This is a genomic window from Ephemeroptericola cinctiostellae, assembly GCF_003339525.1.
GTDB lineage: Bacteria > Pseudomonadota > Gammaproteobacteria > Burkholderiales > Burkholderiaceae > Hydromonas > Hydromonas cinctiostellae.
On record NZ_CP031124.1, the window covers coordinates 1,825,188 to 1,842,801 of the forward strand.

The 17,614-nt window shown below is 45.5% G+C and carries 17 protein-coding genes and 1 pseudogene; 8 read left to right on the forward strand and 10 right to left on the reverse strand.

The window, feature by feature from the left end:
- The first annotated feature begins 3 nt into the window (after positions 1-3).
- From rfbH to rsfS, 7 genes and pseudogenes are all read left to right on the forward strand, one after another.
- Complete coding sequence (gene rfbH, locus DTO96_RS08225; protein WP_114563052.1) at positions 4-1,323, forward strand: lipopolysaccharide biosynthesis protein RfbH; 1,320 nt, start codon at positions 4-6, stop codon at positions 1,321-1,323.
- 3 nt (positions 1,324-1,326) lie between these two features.
- The gene (gene rfbC / locus DTO96_RS08230; protein ID WP_114563053.1) at positions 1,327-1,875 is read left to right on the forward strand and encodes a dTDP-4-dehydrorhamnose 3,5-epimerase; all 549 of its coding nucleotides are present in this window, start codon (positions 1,327-1,329) and stop codon (positions 1,873-1,875) included.
- An 11-nt stretch (positions 1,876-1,886) separates the two neighbouring features.
- The gene (locus DTO96_RS08235) at positions 1,887-2,831 is read left to right on the forward strand and encodes an NAD-dependent epimerase/dehydratase family protein (RefSeq protein WP_114563054.1); all 945 of its coding nucleotides are present in this window, start codon (positions 1,887-1,889) and stop codon (positions 2,829-2,831) included.
- Positions 2,832-2,839: 8 nt separating this feature from the next.
- On the forward strand, positions 2,840-3,757 hold the full coding sequence (locus DTO96_RS08240) for a glycosyltransferase family 2 protein (protein WP_114563055.1): 918 nt from the start codon (positions 2,840-2,842) through the stop codon (positions 3,755-3,757).
- Between the two features lie 137 nt (positions 3,758-3,894).
- Complete coding sequence (gene rpsO / locus DTO96_RS08245; protein WP_114563056.1) at positions 3,895-4,155, forward strand: 30S ribosomal protein S15; 261 nt, start codon at positions 3,895-3,897, stop codon at positions 4,153-4,155.
- 193 nt (positions 4,156-4,348) lie between these two features.
- A complete protein-coding gene (gene pnp, locus DTO96_RS08250) occupies positions 4,349-6,478 on the forward strand; it encodes a polyribonucleotide nucleotidyltransferase (protein WP_114563057.1) in 2,130 nt (709 codons plus the stop codon).
- A gap of 142 nt (positions 6,479-6,620) precedes the next feature.
- A pseudogene (gene rsfS, locus DTO96_RS08255) lies at positions 6,621-6,968 on the forward strand (ribosome silencing factor); the annotation flags it as partial.
- Positions 6,969-7,055: 87 nt separating this feature from the next.
- On the opposite strand, the gene DTO96_RS12695 reads toward rsfS, so the two are convergent.
- Both DTO96_RS12695 and DTO96_RS08260 read right to left on the reverse strand, forming a co-directional pair.
- Positions 7,056-7,235 (reverse strand): hypothetical protein, encoded by a 180-nt coding sequence (locus tag DTO96_RS12695; protein WP_157964380.1) that lies wholly within the window; start codon positions 7,233-7,235, stop codon positions 7,056-7,058.
- 4 nt (positions 7,236-7,239) lie between these two features.
- The gene (locus DTO96_RS08260; RefSeq protein WP_114563059.1) at positions 7,240-8,025 is read right to left on the reverse strand and encodes a Cof-type HAD-IIB family hydrolase; all 786 of its coding nucleotides are present in this window, start codon (positions 8,023-8,025) and stop codon (positions 7,240-7,242) included.
- A 120-nt stretch (positions 8,026-8,145) separates the two neighbouring features.
- Here DTO96_RS08260 and DTO96_RS08265 point away from each other — a divergent pair, with 120 nt between their 5' ends.
- Complete coding sequence (locus tag DTO96_RS08265) at positions 8,146-8,904, forward strand: sterol desaturase family protein (protein WP_114563060.1); 759 nt, start codon at positions 8,146-8,148, stop codon at positions 8,902-8,904.
- A 59-nt stretch (positions 8,905-8,963) separates the two neighbouring features.
- On the opposite strand, the gene DTO96_RS08270 is transcribed toward DTO96_RS08265, so the two are convergent.
- From DTO96_RS08270 to DTO96_RS13075, 8 genes are all read right to left on the reverse strand, one after another.
- The gene (locus DTO96_RS08270) at positions 8,964-10,037 is read right to left on the reverse strand and encodes an asparaginase (RefSeq protein WP_114563061.1); all 1,074 of its coding nucleotides are present in this window, start codon (positions 10,035-10,037) and stop codon (positions 8,964-8,966) included.
- A gap of 166 nt (positions 10,038-10,203) precedes the next feature.
- On the reverse strand, positions 10,204-11,442 hold the full coding sequence (locus tag DTO96_RS08275) for a cystathionine gamma-synthase family protein (protein WP_114563062.1): 1,239 nt from the start codon (positions 11,440-11,442) through the stop codon (positions 10,204-10,206).
- 155 nt (positions 11,443-11,597) lie between these two features.
- A complete protein-coding gene (gene purF, locus DTO96_RS08280; protein WP_114563063.1) occupies positions 11,598-13,094 on the reverse strand; it encodes an amidophosphoribosyltransferase in 1,497 nt (498 codons plus the stop codon).
- 79 nt (positions 13,095-13,173) lie between these two features.
- Positions 13,174-13,986, reverse strand: a complete 813-nt coding sequence (locus DTO96_RS08285; protein ID WP_114563064.1) for an SPOR domain-containing protein — start codon at positions 13,984-13,986, stop codon at positions 13,174-13,176.
- Positions 13,987-14,167: 181 nt separating this feature from the next.
- Positions 14,168-15,514 carry a bifunctional folylpolyglutamate synthase/dihydrofolate synthase gene (locus DTO96_RS08290; RefSeq protein WP_225972463.1) on the reverse strand — a complete coding sequence of 449 codons (1,347 nt, stop codon included), beginning with the start codon at positions 15,512-15,514 and terminating at the stop codon, positions 14,168-14,170.
- A 101-nt stretch (positions 15,515-15,615) separates the two neighbouring features.
- Positions 15,616-16,482 carry an acetyl-CoA carboxylase, carboxyltransferase subunit beta gene (gene accD / locus DTO96_RS08295; protein ID WP_114563065.1) on the reverse strand — a complete coding sequence of 289 codons (867 nt, stop codon included), beginning with the start codon at positions 16,480-16,482 and terminating at the stop codon, positions 15,616-15,618.
- 126 nt (positions 16,483-16,608) lie between these two features.
- Complete coding sequence (locus DTO96_RS08300; RefSeq protein ID WP_114563066.1) at positions 16,609-16,935, reverse strand: YbaB/EbfC family nucleoid-associated protein; 327 nt, start codon at positions 16,933-16,935, stop codon at positions 16,609-16,611.
- A 98-nt stretch (positions 16,936-17,033) separates the two neighbouring features.
- A complete protein-coding gene (locus DTO96_RS13075) occupies positions 17,034-17,591 on the reverse strand; it encodes a DNA polymerase III subunit gamma/tau C-terminal domain-containing protein (RefSeq protein ID WP_114563067.1) in 558 nt (185 codons plus the stop codon).
- Positions 17,592-17,614: the final 23 nt, after the last annotated feature.

Below are 17,614 nucleotides of genomic sequence, written 5' to 3' on the forward strand. Positions count from 1 at the left end.
CACATGACTACAAAAGAAATGATCCGCCTGCAAATAGCTGAGTTAGTAGATGAATACGCTCGTTTAGACGCCGCTTCACGCCCTTCCTTTAACGCAGGTGAAACCGTCATTCCACCATCAGGCAAATTTATTGATGCTGACGAAATTAAAAACATGGTTGAAGCATCATTGGACGGTTGGTTAACAACAGGGCGTTTTAATGATTTATTTGAAAAACGTTTGGCTCAGTATATTGGTGTTAAACATGTATTAACCACTAATTCAGGATCCTCCGCGAATTTATTGGCATTTTCAGCCCTCACCTCACCACTTTTAGGTGAACGCACAATTAAAAAAGGCGATGAAGTCATTGGTGTCGCCGCAGGTTTTCCAACAACGGTCAATCCCATTCTACAATTTGGCGCAGTGCCTGTGTTCGTTGATATTGATTTGCTGACTTACAATATTGACGTAACTCAAATTGAAGCCGCCATCACGCCCAAAACCAAAGCCATTATGCTTGCGCATACTTTGGGCAATCCCTACAACTTAGGCGTGATTAAAGATTTATGTACAAAACACAACCTTTGGTTGATTGAAGACTGCTGCGATGCTTTGGGTTCAACCTACCGTGGTCAAAAAGTAGGCACTTTCGGCGACATCGGCACGCTGAGTTTTTACCCAGCACACCACATCACCATGGGTGAAGGTGGAGCGATTTTCACTAACGACACAAACTTAAAGAAAATTTTAGAATCCTATCGTGATTGGGGTCGTGATTGCTACTGCCCTCCTGGTAAAGACAATACGTGCGGTCAGCGTTTTTGCTGGAAATTGGGCGACTTACCACAAGGCTATGACCACAAATACATCTACTCGCACCTCGGTTACAATCTGAAAATCACAGACATGCAAGCCGCTTGCGGTTTGGCACAAATGGATAAACTCGAAGGCTTTGTACAAAAACGCAAAGAAAATTTTTATTTTTTGAAACAACGGCTTGCAAACTGTTCTGAGTTCTTATTGCTACCAGAAAAAACACCTGAATCAGATCCATCATGGTTTGGATTCTTAATCACATTGACCGAAAACGCAGGCACAACACGCACCGATCTATTGACCTACTTGGATCAATACAAAATTGGAACGCGTTTACTATTCGCAGGTAATTTGACTCGCCAACCCTACATGAAAGGTCAAAACTACCGCGTTCACGGCGAATTGACCAACACCGAGCGCGTCATGAATGACACTTTCTGGATTGGCGTTCAACCAAGCCTCGGTGAAGAGCAATTGTCTTTTGTGGTTTCAAAAATTGAAGAATACTTTGGCATTGGCTTATAAAACATGTTACAAAAAATCGAAACCGCTATTGCAGACTGCTATTTGCTCAAACCTAAGAAATTAACCGACAATCGTGGCTATTTCATTAAACATTTTCAAAAAGAAATGTTTAATGGGATTGGTTTAGATTTTTGCCCAACCGAAAGCTATTTTTCCATCTCACATCAAGGTGTGTTGCGCGGTTTACATTTCCAAACACCGCCTTTTGAGCATGGCAAATTGGTCACTTGCATACAAGGTACAGTATTGGATGTGGTCTGCGATCTGCGTATGGGTTCACCCACCTATGGGAAATGTGCAAGCTTTGAGCTCGGTGAAGAAACTCACGAGTCGGTATTTATCCCAGCAGGTTTAGCGCATGGTTTTTACGTTACAAGCATACAATCAACATTGCTGTATAACGTCACCACGTCCTATGCACCCGAATCCGATACAGGCATCGCATGGGACAGCATTCCATTTGACTGGCCTAATCAACAGCCCATCATTTCGGCACGGGATGCTGCATTTGCTCGTTTAGATGCCTTCAAAAGCCCTTTCACATTTAAATAATAAATATATTTATGAGCACTTCAACGTCACAATGCATGTTGTTAACGGGCGCAACAGGTTATATTGGCTCACAGCTTGCTCATACTTTGGTCAATCTTGGACATGAAGTGCATATTGTGTGTCGCCCAACCGCTCATTTCAATCTGTTAGAAAACATCATTGATCGGTTATCGGTTCATATAACGAATGGCAGTTTTGATTCAATCAATCACATCATCGCACAAGCCAAACCAAGCCTTGTGATTCATGTGGCCTCTTTGTTTATTTCTGAACATCAGCCAACTCAAGTTCAAGATTTGATTCGCTCAAATGTCGAGTTCCCAAGTGTTTTACTTGAAGCCATGAGTCAAAATGGCGTTAAACACTTAATTAATACGAGCACATCTTGGCAGCATTACGACTCGAATAAACCAGACTACTCACCCACAAATTTATATGCAGCGACCAAACAAGCATTCGAAGACATTCTGCAGTACTACGTTGATGCAAAAAAATTTTCGGCGATCAGTTTGACTATTTTCGATACATTTGGTGCCAATGACTCCCGCAAAAAACTCTTTTCGCTATTCGCCTCCGCCACAAACAGTCAAAAACCAATTCAAATGTCCGCAGGCGAGCAATGGATTGACTTGGTATACATTGATGATGTCATGAACGCCTACCTTGAAGCCATCAACTTGGTCACAAGCAATGATGACAACATCAATCACAATAAGCATTTGAAATTCAACATCAAAAGCAATCTCCCACACACTTTAAAACACATTGCCGAAACTTACGAAAAACTGTCTGGCAAAGCACTTGCAATAGATTGGGGGGCGCGCCCCTATCGCACCAGAGAAGTGTTTACCCCCTGGCAGGAAAGTCAGGCATTACCCAACTGGTCAGCGAAAGTCAGTCTTGAAGACGGTATTCGCCTCATATTGCAACACAACGCATCAAAACATCACTCATAAGGCACACCATGAATCAGAAACCATTGGTATCCATCCTCATTCCAACCCATCGACCCGATTTACTCAAGCACTCACTCGCATCGGCTTTGGCGCAAACGTATGACAATATTGAAATTATCATCAGCGATAACAGTGAAAGCGATGACATCCGACAAATGTGCCTGCAATATCCTCAAATTCGTTACTATCGCAACCCAAGACCGACCAAAACCGATTTTTGGATGAATGTAGAAAATCCAATGCAACACGCAAAAGGTGAATTCATCAAATACCTCTTTGATGACGATTTACTATTTCCAAACTGCATAGAAACCATGATCGGCCAGTTGAATATGCTTGATTCTGAAACGGCAAAAAGCATCTCATTAATATTTAGCTCTCGTCACGTATTTGATGACCATGGCGTGACTTATGCGCGTTGGTCTCCAAATGCAGACCAGCAACCCGGTGTCATGGACGGCAGTCATGTAATGAAATACATGCTGACGACCTGTTCGAATCCGATAGGAGAACTCTCCACGGTCATGTTCCATAATTTTTATCACGAACAATGGCAAGACAAAGACCTGTTTCGATATGGCGACACAACGGCTGAGTACGGCCTAATCGATGTTGCTCTGTACATGCGTTTACTGGAAAAAGGTAACGCACTGTACTTGCCTTTTGACCTATCTGCATTTAGACTCCATCAAAATGGAGCTTCAAATCCAGCGGCCAACCCACTGTTTGTTAACGCAATCACTGATTGGTTTTTCCTGATTCAAGAGGCCAAAAAACGAAGCCTCTTGGATGCTGAAACCTCAATTCAAGCCTTACAACAATATATGGCAATCGTAAACGTTCATATGGATCGTTACCCTGAGCGGTTAACAGAAGTCAACCAGCAAGCCGTCTCATTGATTCAATCCATAGAAAACAATAAATAAGGCAGTGCCTCAGCTTAATAAACAACTGCTTTTTGACTTTAAGTCATAAACATGTTACTATCTTCTTTGCTCATTTTGAGCACACGATATGGTGTTAGACCACCGCTATCGCAAGTTTAATTTTATTAGGAATCATCATGTCTATCGTAAAACTCGACATCGTTGCACAATACCAACGCGCTCCTGGCGACACAGGCTCACCAGAAGTTCAAGTCGCAATTTTGACTGCACGCATCAATGACTTAACAGGTCACTTCAAAGCCAATCACAAAGATCACCACTCACGTCGTGGTTTGTTGAAAATGGTCAGCCGCCGTCGTAAATTGTTGGACTACCTCAAACGCAAAGACGCAGACGCTTACCGTTCATTGATCGAACGCTTGAGCTTGCGTAAGTAATTTGCAACGCTGTTTAGAATGCCTGTATCTTACCGATGCAGGCATTTTGCTTTTTTTAAGTTAACACCATTCGGCCAAGTATCACCATTAGACAGGTGTTATTCCAAGAACTTTTATGATTTTTCATGAAATTTCTTGGAATAGCATGTCAACGTGATGCAAAGCCAACCCTAATTAATAAAGGAATCACAACATGACCATGTTCAATAAAGTCACAAAAACTTTCCAATACGGCCAACACACCGTCACCATGGAAACAGGTCAAATCGCTCGTCAAGCATCTGGCGCAGTGGTTTTGTCTATGGATGAAACTGTTGTTTTAGCTACAGTTGTGGCGAAAGAACAAGCCAAATCAGGTCAAGATTTTTTCCCACTGACTGTGGATTACATCGAAAAAGTATATGCTGCTGGCCGCATTCCAGGTGGTTTCTTCCGTCGTGAAGGCCGCCCTTCTGAAAAAGAAACATTAACCAGCCGTTTAATCGATCGCCCACTGCGCCCTTTATTCCCAGAAGGTTTTTACAATGAAGTGCAAGTGGTTGTTCAAGTCATTTCTTCTAATCCAGAAGTCAATGCCGACATCCCAGCTTTGCTCGCAGCTTCTGCGGCTTTAGCGGTTTCTGGCATCCCCTTCGCTGGCCCTGTTGGCGCGGCACGCGTGGGCTACATTGATGGCGAATACATCCTCAACCCAACGTACAGTCAACTCGAAAAGTCACGCATGGACTTGGTGGTTGCAGGCACTGAAGCTGCGGTATTGATGGTTGAATCTGAAGCGCAACAATTATCAGAAGAAATCATGTTGGGCGCGGTTGTATACGGCCATGAACAAATGCAAGCAGCGATCGATGCCATTTATGAATTGGTTAAAGATGGCGGTAAAGCTGAATGGAACTGGGCTGCACCTGCCAAAAATGAAGCTTTAATTGCTAAAGTATCTGAACTCGCCGCTGCGCCGATTGCTGCTGCCTACCAAATTCGCGACAAACAACAACGTACGTCTGCATTGCGTGAAGTCACAACAAGTGTTTCAGCTGCTTTGACTGAAGCAGGCGTTGAGTTTGATTCGGTTGACTTGGGTAATATGCTGTTCGACCTCGAATCCAATGTTGTTCGTTCACAAATTTTGAGTGGTCAACCCCGTATTGACGGCCGTGACACACGCACCGTTCGCCCAATCGAAATCAGCTTAGGCGTTCTGCCACGCACACACGGCTCTGCTTTGTTCACACGCGGTGAAACACAAGCCTTGGTGGTTGCCACTTTGGGTACAAAAACCGATGAACAAATCGTTGATGCACTCGAAGGCAACAGCCGCGACCGTTTCATGTTGCATTACAATATGTTCCCTGCTGCAACAGGTGAAACAGGCCGCGTTGGTTCTCCAAAACGCCGCGAAATTGGCCATGGCCGTTTGGCCAAACGTGCATTGGCAGCGTGCTTGCCAAGTCACGAAGATTTCCCTTACACCATCCGTGTGGTGTCTGAAATCACAGAATCAAATGGCTCATCCTCAATGGCTTCGGTCTGCGGTGGCTGCTTGTCTTTGATGGATGCAGGCGTGCCCATGAAAGCGCACGTGGCGGGTATCGCCATGGGCTTGATCAAAGACGGCGGTAAATTTGCCGTATTGACTGACATCTTGGGCGATGAAGATCACCTTGGTGACATGGATTTTAAAGTAGCAGGTACAGTGATTGGCTTGACCGCATTGCAAATGGACATCAAAATCCAAGGCATCACCAAAGAAATCATGCAAGTTGCATTGGCACAAGCCCGTGAAGGCCGCATGCACATTTTGGGTCAAATGGAAGCCTCGATCGGCGGCGCGCGCACAGAGATGTCATCATACGCACCACGCTTGTACACGATGAAAATCAATGCAGACAAAATCCGTGACGTGATTGGCAAAGGCGGCGCAACGATTCGTCAATTGACCGAAGAAACAGGCACCACCATTGACATCCAAGAAGACGGCACCATCACCATCGCTTCAAATGACGCTGAAAAAGCCGCTGATGCCCAACGTCGCATCACTGAGTTGACCGCTGAAATTGAAGTGGGCAAAACTTATGATGGCGTGGTCTTGAAAATTTTGGACTTCGGCGCGATTGTTCAATGCTTCCCAGGCAAAGACGGTTTACTGCACATTTCTCAAATCGCTCACGAACGTGTCAACGCCGTGTCTGATTACTTGAAAGAAGGCCAACACGTCAAAGTTAAAGCGACTGAAACGGATGACCGTGGCCGCGTGAAATTGTCAATGAAAGCATTGATCGAACGTCCACAATCGCCAGCAGCTGCTCCTGAACAAAGCCAATAAAACCATCGTTTGATGCATCAAAAATGTAGCTGACGATCAAACCCAGTACAACGTACTGGGTTTTTGGTTCAATCCAAAGATGAATTAAAGCGCATTTTTTACTTGCACAAATGATTGCAACACATTAATTTGAAAGAACATTATGATTCGCCAACACAACGCACTTGACGTTGAAACACTCCAAGCCATCATCATTGATGCACTTGAAGATGTCAAAGCACAAGACATCACCATCCTCAATACCGAACAACTGTCGGGTGAGTTTGACCGTGTCATCATCGCCACAGGCAGCAGCAATCGCCAAACACGTGCGCTTGCCAAAAATGTGCATGAAAAAGTCAAAGCTGGCGGCGGCGACATTCTCGCCACCGAAGGTGAAGACTCTGGTGAGTGGGTATTGGTCGACTGTGCAGACATCATCGTGCATTTGATGCAAGCACCGATCCGTGCATACTATAACCTCGAAGAACTGTGGGATGGACGTAACGTTTAATCTCGGAGAAAGTCCAGAGATTGATCTCTCATCATGGATCCCAAATCCATAAGAAAACAGCAACCCTTTTGAGTTGCTGTTTTCTTATTTAATTTTCAAGCCATCTTCAAATAACTTTTCAAATAACTTTTCAAATAACTTTTCAAATAACTTTTCAAATAACTTTTCAAATAACTTTTCAAATAACTTTTCAAATAACTTTTCAAATAACTTTTCAAATAACTTTTCAAATAACTTTTCAAACAATCTTTTCTGGTTTGTCATTGCATCATGCAAGCTCAGACTGGATTTGCCTCACCATTTTTGCCAAACCATCGTGTTGGATGGAGTCAGCCACTCGATCAGCAACTTCTTTTAAACGAGGGTGTGCATTGCCCATCGCAATGCCAGTGCCTAAACCTTGCAGCATTTCCATGTCGTTCAGACCATCACCAAATGCATATGCCTGCTCAGCATCCATACCCAGATCTTTTAAAACACTTTGACAACCTGTGAGTTTATTGACACCTTTTGGCAAAACATCTACGGCGGTTTGATGCCAACGGACATAATCAAATTGTGGGAACATCGCATGCAATTCAGGAATTAATTCCGCATCCAATGATTCATCAAAAAACAACCAACCTTGCAGCACTTCGCTGGCTTTATAAAAGTCAAAATCAGCATTCACTTTAATTGCAACAGAGTCCATGGGCAGCATGACTTGCTCAGTTTCTGCACTTACATGCCCACCCGCCTCGCCATTGATGCCATAAGAATGACCACGCGCCGTCATTTCCACAAACAAAGCCATGAGCGCATCGTGTGCCAATGGCGATTTACCCATGACTTCATCGCCTCGCAAAATGATTGCACCATTTTGCATGACTGCATATGAAGGCTGTAACTGCATCAAATACGTTTTGGCATGGGCATGGCTTCTGCCTGTCGCTATGGCCACTTTATGTCCGTTGGCCTTTAAATCGTTGATTGCGCTTAATGCAGACTCAGGAATGCTGTTGGTCTGATGATCAAGTAATGTGTTATCAATGTCGAAAAAAAATATTTTAGTCATGGTGTGTCGTGTTCAAAAAGATTCTCACATTATAACCTGAGAGAAAAAGACTTAATAAAATATAATTACACAAAAAATGTATATATAATATGCAAAACCAACATGTAATGGACGGCACTCATGAATGAACTTATTTCACCAGCCTTGGGAATTTCTCCTATCTTTTGGCCGACACTGTTACTGATGCTCATTTATGGCATACGCTACACTGTGTTTACAGGCTTGATGTTCATCATCTGCCGTCCACAATTCAACATCGGTAGAGCACATTTCGTCCCGCAGGCCTCATTCAAGACCAGCCATCATGTGCGTCGTGAAATAATGTACTCCTTTTTGACTGTTCTGGTATTTGGGGCAGTGAATGGTATATTGTATGGCACGGGCTGGATCCACGCCAGTCAATTGTATTTTCAATTGGCTGATCACAGCATGATATGGTTTTATCTAAGTATTCCTGTCATGCTCATCATTCACGACACCTTGTTTTATTGGTTGCACCGTGCAATGCACACACGATTGTTGTTTAATTTGATGCACCGAGTGCACCACCAATCAATTTATCCAACGGCATTCGCAGCATACAGCTTTCACCCAACTGAAGCCTTGGCAGAAGCCCTGATTGTAGTGATCATCATCTACATGATGCCCTGCCACCCTTTCGCCATATTGGCATTTCAAACAATTTCAACGGCCATCAACGCATACGGCCACAGTGGAAGGGAGTTCTATCCCATCGGTACAGATACCCATTGGTTGGGACGTTGGATTAACACATCGACCACCCACGCTGCTCATCATGTTAAAGGTCGAGGCAATTATGGTTTGTACTTTTTATTGTGGGATCGAATCATGGGAACATTTGAATCCCCTCGCAAGTGATCAAAAAAAACTCAGGCGCACAGGCCTGAGTTTTTTCTTTTACAGCAGCACATCAGCCATCAATACTGCCAGAAAATGCGTTGCAATTCTTTTGTATCAGACGTTTTGGTCAACGCCACCATGGCCAGAATACGGGCTTTTTGTGCATTCAAGTCATGTGCAACCACCCAATCGTATTTATCATCGGGTTGTTCTGCATTGCGCAACACAAAACCAGCAGGAACACGAGCCGAACGGATGATGATCACACCTTGTGCACGCAATTCTTGCAATGTCTGCACAACTTGTTTCGCCACAGAACCATTACCCGTGCCTGCATGGATGATGGCTTTTGCACCACTCGTGCCGTAAGCTTTGGCTGCAACGGTATCACCATCTTGGTGGCCATAGACAATGTCTACCCGAGGCAATTCTGAAATGCTGTCGATGTTAAATTCAGATGATTTTGTATGACGTTTGTCCAAGGTACGGAACCAATAGTTTTTACCTTCAACAATCATGCCCAATGCGCCCCATTGGCTATTGAATGCATTGGTGTGAATATTAATTGATTTAGAGACATCACGTGCTGTATTGATGTCATCGTTCATGGTCACCAACACACCACGACCACGTGCATCTTTAGAACCTGCCACTTGAACAGCATTGTACAAATTCAACATGCCATCGGCTGACATCGCCGTACTTGGGCGCATTGAACCCACAACTACAATCGGCTTGTCTGTTTTAATGACCAAATTCAAGAAATAAGCAGTTTCTTCCAATGTGTCAGAACCGTGTGTGATGACGATGCCATCCACATCACTTTGTTTAACCAGTGCAGACACCCGTTTACCCAAAGTCATTAAATCGGCGTTGGTTAAGCTTTCTGAAGCAATTTGAAATACCTGCTCGCCACGAACATTGGCAACCTGTGACAACTCTGGAATACCAGAAATCAATTTATCGACTGGAACTTTTGCAGCAGAATAAGTGGCGCTGTTGGTAGAACTCGCACCAGCACCTGCAATGGTGCCACCCGTTGCGAGAATGACAACATTTGGCTTGGTCTGCGCCATCGCACTGACCGATACAAATGCAAGGGCCGTAATAGCCCCTGTGGTGAAACGACGAATGTGTGAAAATAGGGACATTTTAATCTCCTGTTTATTGTTGTAAGGAGCGCCTATTTTATTTCTTTTCAATTAAAAAGTCGAGCACGACCGTACTTAATCTATATGCATTTTCCACAATATGAATTTAAGGTAAAAAGGGGTCAGCAAAAGCCGCCCCATTCGACTTTCCCTCTTGACCAATGCCTCAATCCAAGGCCTGCGCCCAGTCAGCAACCAAATCATCAATGTGCTCAATGCCCACTGATACACGAATCAAACCATCGGTGATACCCCAATCCGCACGACGCTCAGCTGACATCTCAGCATATATGGTTTGAGCCACAGGCAATGCCATAGAGCGATTGTCACCCAGCCCTGTGGACATCATCACCACTTTTAGGGCATCAAGCACTTCAAATGGATGCTTTACTCCGTCTTTAATCGTGAATGACAATAAAGTCCCATAACCTTTACCAGCAAACAGCACATTCGCACGATCATGCTGCGGATGTTGTGGCAACCCTGGATAGTCCACATGTTCAACGGCAGGATGTGCAAGCAGCCATTGCGCCAACATCAAGGCATTACGGCATGCACGTTCACTGCGCAAGAAAAATGTTTCCAATCCCAATGCAATTTGTTGAGCAGAATCAGCCGACAACGCCCCACCAATATCGCGTAAACCTTTTTTGCGCAACTGCAATAAACCCCAATTTTTTGGATCCCCAACGCGGTAACCTTCAAAAATATTAGGGTAATTGGACCAATCAAATAAACCGGTATCGGTCAAAGAACCACCTAACACAGCGCCATGACCTGCCAACCCCTTGGACAACGAGTTCATGACAATCGAAGCCCCACAATCTTTGGTGCGCAATAATGCAGGGGTCGACATGGTGGCATCCACCACATAAACCAAACCTTGCGCTTTACACACATCTCCAATGCCCATTAAATCAGCAATTTGAGTGCGAGGATTGGCTAAGGTTTCAACGAAAACCATGCGCGTATTTGGTTGAATCGCGGCTTTCAGCTGCTCCACGTCGGTCACATCAACGTAGCTGATGGAAACACCATGCGCCGCCAATGTGCTGAACAAACTGGTTGTATTACCAAACAAATACTGACTTGCAACCAAATGATCACCATCTTTGAGCAAAGCCAAAATCACGGTCGAAATCGCCGCCATGCCAGTTGCAAAGCTGATCGTGCCAATGCCTTGCTCAAGCAAATTGATTTGAGCTTCTAAGGCCGCAGTGGTTGGGTTGCCACCTCGGGCATAAGTAAAACCTGAACGTTTATTTTGAAAAGTGTCCGCAATGTCCTGTGCATGTTCATAACCCCATTGCACACTTTTATGAATGGGCTGATGCCCTGCGGCGTGTTCCGCACCGCGAAAACGGTCACTGTGTAAAAGCTGAGTTTGTGGATGAAGTGTATTCATAGCGCCTCCAAAAAATAAACCCCTACAAAATAAACGAAGGGGTCAAATACAAAATACAAAAAATGAGGTTGGACTCAGTCATGCCTAAAACATCTAAACATGACTTCACCCAAACTGAGCCACACATAATTATGGGAACTCACGTACACCATTTCTTAGACTGATTTGGCTTCAACCGCTTTGACCTTGTTTTGTTCAAGCGCATCCAGATAAGCCATATCAATGTCACCTGTAATGTATTCACCATTAAAACAAGAAGCATCAAATGCCATCAATGCGCCATTGCTCACCGAACACACTGCGGCCTCAAGTGCGCTTAAATCTTGATAAATGACTTTATCGGCCGTGATGGCAAGGCTCACAGCATCGGCATCTTTGTTATGGGCAATCAACTCAGTGCGTGTGGGCATATCAATGCCATACACATTTGGGTATTTAACAGCAGGGGCGGCAGAAGCAAAATACACTTTTTTTGCACCCGACTCACGCGCCAACGCGACGATTTCTCGGCTGGTGGTGCCACGAACAATCGAATCGTCCACCAACAACACATTTTTGCCATTGAATTCACTAGGCATGGGCGTCAGTTTTTGACGAACCGATTTTTTACGGGTTTCTTGACCAGGCATGATGAATGTGCGGCCAATGTAACGGTTCTTGATGAAGCCTTCACGGTACGGTAAGCCCAAAACCATCGCCAGTTGCATGGCACATGGACGTGATGTGTCTGGAATGGGCATGACCACATCAATGTCATTGATGTCCAACTCAGCACGAATTTTATCAGCCAATGTTTCACCCATTGCCAAGCGTGCACTGTAAACCGATGTCCCATCAATCACTGAATCTGGACGGGCAAAATAAACATATTCAAACAAACATGGGTTCAATCGAGCTTGCATGCCTTCAGGCACACACACACGGCTGCGAATTTCACCATCAAAACCAATCCAAATGGCTTCACCTGGAGCGATGTCACGCACTGTTTTATAACCAACGCCTTCCAACGCAACGCTTTCAGACGACAACATGTATTCTTTATTGCCCTGCTCATCGATCCGTTCACCTAAAACCAACGGGCGAATGCCGTTCAAATCACGAAAACCGAATAAAGCACGGCGTGCCACCATGCCCACACAAGCGTAAGCACCCAACACACGTTTATTGACTTGCGTCATGGCATCAAAAAACACTTCGGGTGTAAGGTCGTCTGTTTGCTTGATCGCATTATCCAGCTCATGTGCCAAAACATTGAGCAAAGCCTCTGAGTCAGAACCTGTATTGATGTGACGCTTATCAAGGCGAAACAACTCATCGCGAATTTCTTCAGTATTGGTCACATTGCCATTGTGAGCGATCACCAAACCATACGGTGCATTCACATACAAAGGCTGCGCTTCTTCAAGGCTGTCCACATTACCAGCGGTGGGATAACGGACATGACCGATACCTGAATTGCCCAATAAATCACGCATATTGCGCGTACGAAACACATCCCGCACCATGCCTTTATTTTTATGCATGAAAAAACGCTTGCCGTTTGCCGTCACCATGCCTGCGGCATCTTGACCACGGTGCTGTAACAACAACAAAGCATCATAAATCAATTGATTGACAGGAGAGGAGGCGACGACGCCGATAACACCACACATAATCTAACTTTCAAAATTTAAAAAAAAGGTCATACCCATTCAAGCCATCCGTCAAGATCACTGAATGTAAAAAATCCAATTACGGCTTTGCCGCTGGCGTCAATGGGATCACCACTGGATTTTTTGCAGCACCCTTGGCTTTGTTTGCGGCCAATTGTGCATCTGTTTGATTGTTAAAAGGCCCCAAGCGAACACGGGTTTTACTGACACCATCCACAGTCACCGTTTCGCGCGAAGCTTTTACACCTGCGGCAGATAAGCGTTTGAGTAAAGCATTCAGCTCACCAGCATCACTCACAATGCCAATATGAACCACATACTTGGATTTGCCCTCAGTTGTGCCCGCGGGCACTTCCGTTTTCAGCTCTGGCTTTACCTCTGCTTTTGCTTCGGCTTTCACCTCGGACTTTACTTCTGGCTTGGTGACAAGCGCAGCATTTTTTTCAGTTGCTTTGTCCAGACTCGCGTCCGCTGGTTTTACGACATCGGCCACTGCTGGAGTCACTGTGTCAGTGGCTCGAGGATTTTTCACCTCAAACTGTAGGTTTTTGTCTGGCACATTGACATTGACATTCGGCGCAGCCAGCTTACGGCTGTCATCAAATACCCACGGCAAAATCACAAAAGCAGTTGCCAACAGCACTAAAGCACCAATCAAACGACGGCGTGCTCGTACTTTTAAATCATTCAATTGCACTTCTTCGTTATACACAGCACTGGTATCCGCCTGTGTCGCACGTCGAGGTGCAGGCCGAATTGAGCGCAAGGTTTCATTCGAAGCAGCATCCCCACCAATGCCAAGTTCACTGCGAATATCGGTGCTGCGTCGGCGCGATGGTGCACGCGGTGTGACCTCTGGTGCGTCTGTTTCTTTCTTGTTTTTGAACCACATGGCCAGCCTTTTTTCCTAAAAAATCATGTGTAAATCGCAAAAGTAACATTGTTTTTGCGATGTTTAAAGTCAAAGATTTTAAATGAGCATCCACACAAAATCTGATGAAAATTGCCTCCCCTTAAACAAGAAAAAGCTCGAATGATGTGTGGTTTTGCCTGCATCAATGACTTGAAATGCATCAATTCATACGCGGCATACCCAGAAGTGCTTGCTCAATCGTAACGAATGATCCGAAAATGATAATTCTATCATTAGCAGCCACCGTCGTGGCTAAATGCGTTAATGCATCTTTGACACTGACATGCTTTTGCACCGTGTGATCCTCATCCTCCACGAAGCCCGCATCAATTAAAGCGTCGTGTAGCTGTTCGGCGCTGGCCGCGCGCGATCCAAGCAAATTGCATAAATGCCAATGGTCAATTTGACCCCGCATGATCCGCAAAACCTGCACAATATCTTTGTCGGCCATCGCCCCAAAAACCGCATGTGTGTATGGCGCATAACCCATTTGAGCAATATTTTTCGCCAAAACACGTGCTGCATGTGGGTTGTGTGCCACATCCAATACGGTGACGGGCTGTCCTGGCAACACTTGAAAACGGGCACGCACCACCGCATTCGCCAACCCCAAACGCACGGCTTGCTGAGGCACAGGCAAGATTTCATTCAAAGCATCCAACGCCGCCAATGCTGCACTGGCATTCGCCAGTTGATAATCCCCACGCATAGCGGGCATCGCCAAGCTGTTGCGCCGCGTGTGCTCACCGACAAAACGCCATTGTTTGCGTTGATCGTCTTGCACCACGGTGAAATCAAAATCTTGATGAATGCGTTTTAAATCAGCACCAATCGCAGCGGCGTGGTCGATTAAACGTTGTGGCGGATGGTCATCTGCGCAAATGGCAGGCCTATTGGCACGGAAAATTCCCGCCTTTTCAAAACCAATGGCTTCTCGCGTGTCACCCAAAAAGCCCACATGGTCAATGTCCACATTGGTGACCACACTGCACATGGGCTCAAAGACATTACAAGCATCTAGGCGCCCACCTAAGCCAACCTCCAACACCACCACGTCAGGCTTCTGGGCATCAAACCAACACATAATGGCCAACAAAGTGAACTCAAAATACGATAACGAAATACCAGGTTCGACTTCACACGCATCGTGCACCATTTGAAAATAGGGCAACAATTCTGACTCAAGCGCATCCTTCCCAGTCCAACGTGCACGTTCAGTAAACTCAATGATGTGCGGTGATGTGTGACAGCCCACCTTGTAACCTGCCGCCAACAGCATCTGCTCCAAAAAAGCACACGTTGACCCTTTGCCATTGGTGCCACCCACGGTGATGATCGGATAATCTAAAGTCAGTGCAGAACTGGCTTCTAAACGTTCTTTCACGGTGCGTACACGATCCAAACTCAAATCAATTGGCTTGGTATGAGCGGTTTCGAGATGGGTAAGCCATTCGGGCAAAGAGGGAAAAGCAAAAGGCATATTTAAATTCGCAGACAGCGGGCTCATGAACACTCAGTGCAGCTTGAGGTCAATACCCATCAATAAAAATCCGCCATTCGCTTATGGGCAAAATGACGGAGGGTGCTTCGACACAGGTCAGCAGGCCATTAATTAAAAGCCGCATCCGACTGTCGACGCAACAACGCAATCACACGTGCAATTTCTTCACGCATGTGTAAGCGGTTAACAATCATGTCCAAAGCGCCCTTTTCCAACAAAAACTCAGAGCGTTGGAAGCCTTCAGGCAATTTCTCACGAACCGTTTGTTCAATCACGCGAGGTCCTGCGAAGCCAATCAAAGCCTTGGGCTCAGCCATCACGACATCCCCCAAGAAAGCAAAACTTGCCGACACGCCCCCCATGGTGGGGTCCGTCAATACGCTGATGAATGGCAAACGTTTTTCTGCGAGCAGTGTCAATGCAGCTGTGGTTTTCGCCATTTGCATGAGCGACATCAAAGCCTCTTGCATACGCGCCCCACCCGAAGCCGTAAAGCAAATGAAAGCACATTTGTGTTCGATGGCATAACGCACACCCCGCACAAAGCGCTCACCCACCACAGAACCCATCGAGCCGCCCATGAACTCAAACTCAAATGCGGCAACCACCACATCTTGTCCCATGATCGTACCAGCTTGCACAACCAAAGCATCCGATTCTTTGGTTTGTTTGGTGGCCTCAGTTAAACGATCGGTGTATTTACGACTGTCTTTGAATTTCAACGTATCAATCGGCTTAACCTCTTGGCCAATCTCAACACGCCCTGCTTCATCCAGCAATTTGTTGATCCGTGCACGCGCATTGATGCGCAAATGATGGTCACATTTTGGGCAAACATGTTGGTTGCTTTCCAAATCAGCACCATACAATACCTCATCGCATGATGGGCATTTGACCCATAAACCTTCAGGCACGACTTTTTTCGCTTCTGAGGTTTGAATGCGCGGAGGCAAAATCTTTTCTAACCAACTCATGTTGAACTCCTATGTGTTTTGCTATTATAGTCAATCGAAACTGTTTCAGTTTCTTTTTTTAACATGCATTTGCGTTCGCTGGTGCACCCACCACCATAGATCAAACACTTTACATGATGAATTGACTTAAAATGGCATTTTGAAACCAGCGGGCATGTTCATACCGGCCGTTAGACCGCTCATGCGCTCTGATGTCGTTGCTTCTGCACGGCGCACGGCATCATTCATGGCAGCAGCCACAAGGTCTTCCAACATGTCTTTGTCATCAGCCAGCAACGATGGATCAATGACCACACGCTTCACATCGTGTTTGCAAGTCATGGTGATTTTAACCAAACCTGCACCCGATTGACCTTCAACCTCAACTGTTGCCAATTCATCTTGGGCTTTTTTCATGTCATCTTGCATTTTTTGAGCTTGTTTCATCAGGCCTGCGAGTTGATTTTTCATCATGATATTGAATTCCTCTGGTTAGTCGTTGTTCATCGTTTCTTAATGTGTCACACATTGTGTCAACAAAAGCGAATGGTGTCATATTATTTTAAAGCATGTCAAGTTGCTTGTACTGAACTTGGAATCAGCATGCCGTCCAGCTCATGAATAAGTGCATGAATGGTGGGGTCTTCAGCGACCAATTTTTGCGCACCTTCAAGCTCAACAGCGCGTGCCTGCGCTTTCTCACTGGCGGGTGTCGCAGCCACACTGCCCAAATGTACTTTTAAGTGACGTTTTTTGTCAGTGAAGTATACATTTAAGCGCTTTTCCAAGCCCGACACAGCAATCGGACTGGTTGCCAACATGCGGTTTTCACAACGCAATTCTATGTTTTTGTCGTCAAAAACCATCAATTCACTTTGTTGCGCCAATTGCTTTTCCAAACCACGGACATGCAACTTATCCACCAAACTCGCCCATTCGTGCGGCTGTACATGCTCAGGTGCAATGTGTGGCACGTTCACAGGCTCACTGAATGTGGTCACGGCATCGTGGCGATCATCCACCCACTCCATCGGCGGCTCAGGTGCCACCACAGACTCGTGGTGCACTGTGCGTTTTTTCAATGGAACTTTGGGCTCAACATTCGGCGCAACAGAAGACGCAACAGGCACAACTGCTGCAAGTGGAGCTGCTG

What these genes read in the sequence shown, in the direction of transcription:
- DTO96_RS08235 (WP_114563054.1), top strand. Translation starts at nt 1,887, where the DNA reads ATGAGCACTTCAACGTCACAATGCATGTTGTTAACGGGCGCAACAGGT.
- DTO96_RS12695 (WP_157964380.1), bottom strand. Translation starts at nt 7,235, where the DNA reads ATGACAAACCAGAAAAGATTGTTTGAAAAGTTATTTGAAAAGTTATTT.
- DTO96_RS08285 (WP_114563064.1), bottom strand. Translation starts at nt 13,986, where the DNA reads ATGTGGTTCAAAAACAAGAAAGAAACAGACGCACCAGAGGTCACACCG.
- pnp (WP_114563057.1), top strand. Translation starts at nt 4,349, where the DNA reads ATGACCATGTTCAATAAAGTCACAAAAACTTTCCAATACGGCCAACAC.
- purF (WP_114563063.1), bottom strand. Translation starts at nt 13,094, where the DNA reads ATGTGTGGTGTTATCGGCGTCGTCGCCTCCTCTCCTGTCAATCAATTG.
- DTO96_RS08260 (WP_114563059.1), bottom strand. Translation starts at nt 8,025, where the DNA reads ATGACTAAAATATTTTTTTTCGACATTGATAACACATTACTTGATCAT.
- DTO96_RS08270 (WP_114563061.1), bottom strand. Translation starts at nt 10,037, where the DNA reads ATGTCCCTATTTTCACACATTCGTCGTTTCACCACAGGGGCTATTACG.
- DTO96_RS08275 (WP_114563062.1), bottom strand. Translation starts at nt 11,442, where the DNA reads ATGAATACACTTCATCCACAAACTCAGCTTTTACACAGTGACCGTTTT.
- accD (WP_114563065.1), bottom strand. Translation starts at nt 16,482, where the DNA reads ATGAGTTGGTTAGAAAAGATTTTGCCTCCGCGCATTCAAACCTCAGAA.
- DTO96_RS08240 (WP_114563055.1), top strand. Translation starts at nt 2,840, where the DNA reads ATGAATCAGAAACCATTGGTATCCATCCTCATTCCAACCCATCGACCC.
- rpsO (WP_114563056.1), top strand. Translation starts at nt 3,895, where the DNA reads ATGTCTATCGTAAAACTCGACATCGTTGCACAATACCAACGCGCTCCT.
- DTO96_RS08265 (WP_114563060.1), top strand. Translation starts at nt 8,146, where the DNA reads ATGAATGAACTTATTTCACCAGCCTTGGGAATTTCTCCTATCTTTTGG.
- DTO96_RS08290 (WP_225972463.1), bottom strand. Translation starts at nt 15,514, where the DNA reads ATGAGCCCGCTGTCTGCGAATTTAAATATGCCTTTTGCTTTTCCCTCT.
- rfbH (WP_114563052.1), top strand. Translation starts at nt 4, where the DNA reads ATGACTACAAAAGAAATGATCCGCCTGCAAATAGCTGAGTTAGTAGAT.
- DTO96_RS08300 (WP_114563066.1), bottom strand. Translation starts at nt 16,935, where the DNA reads ATGATGAAAAATCAACTCGCAGGCCTGATGAAACAAGCTCAAAAAATG.
- rfbC (WP_114563053.1), top strand. Translation starts at nt 1,327, where the DNA reads ATGTTACAAAAAATCGAAACCGCTATTGCAGACTGCTATTTGCTCAAA.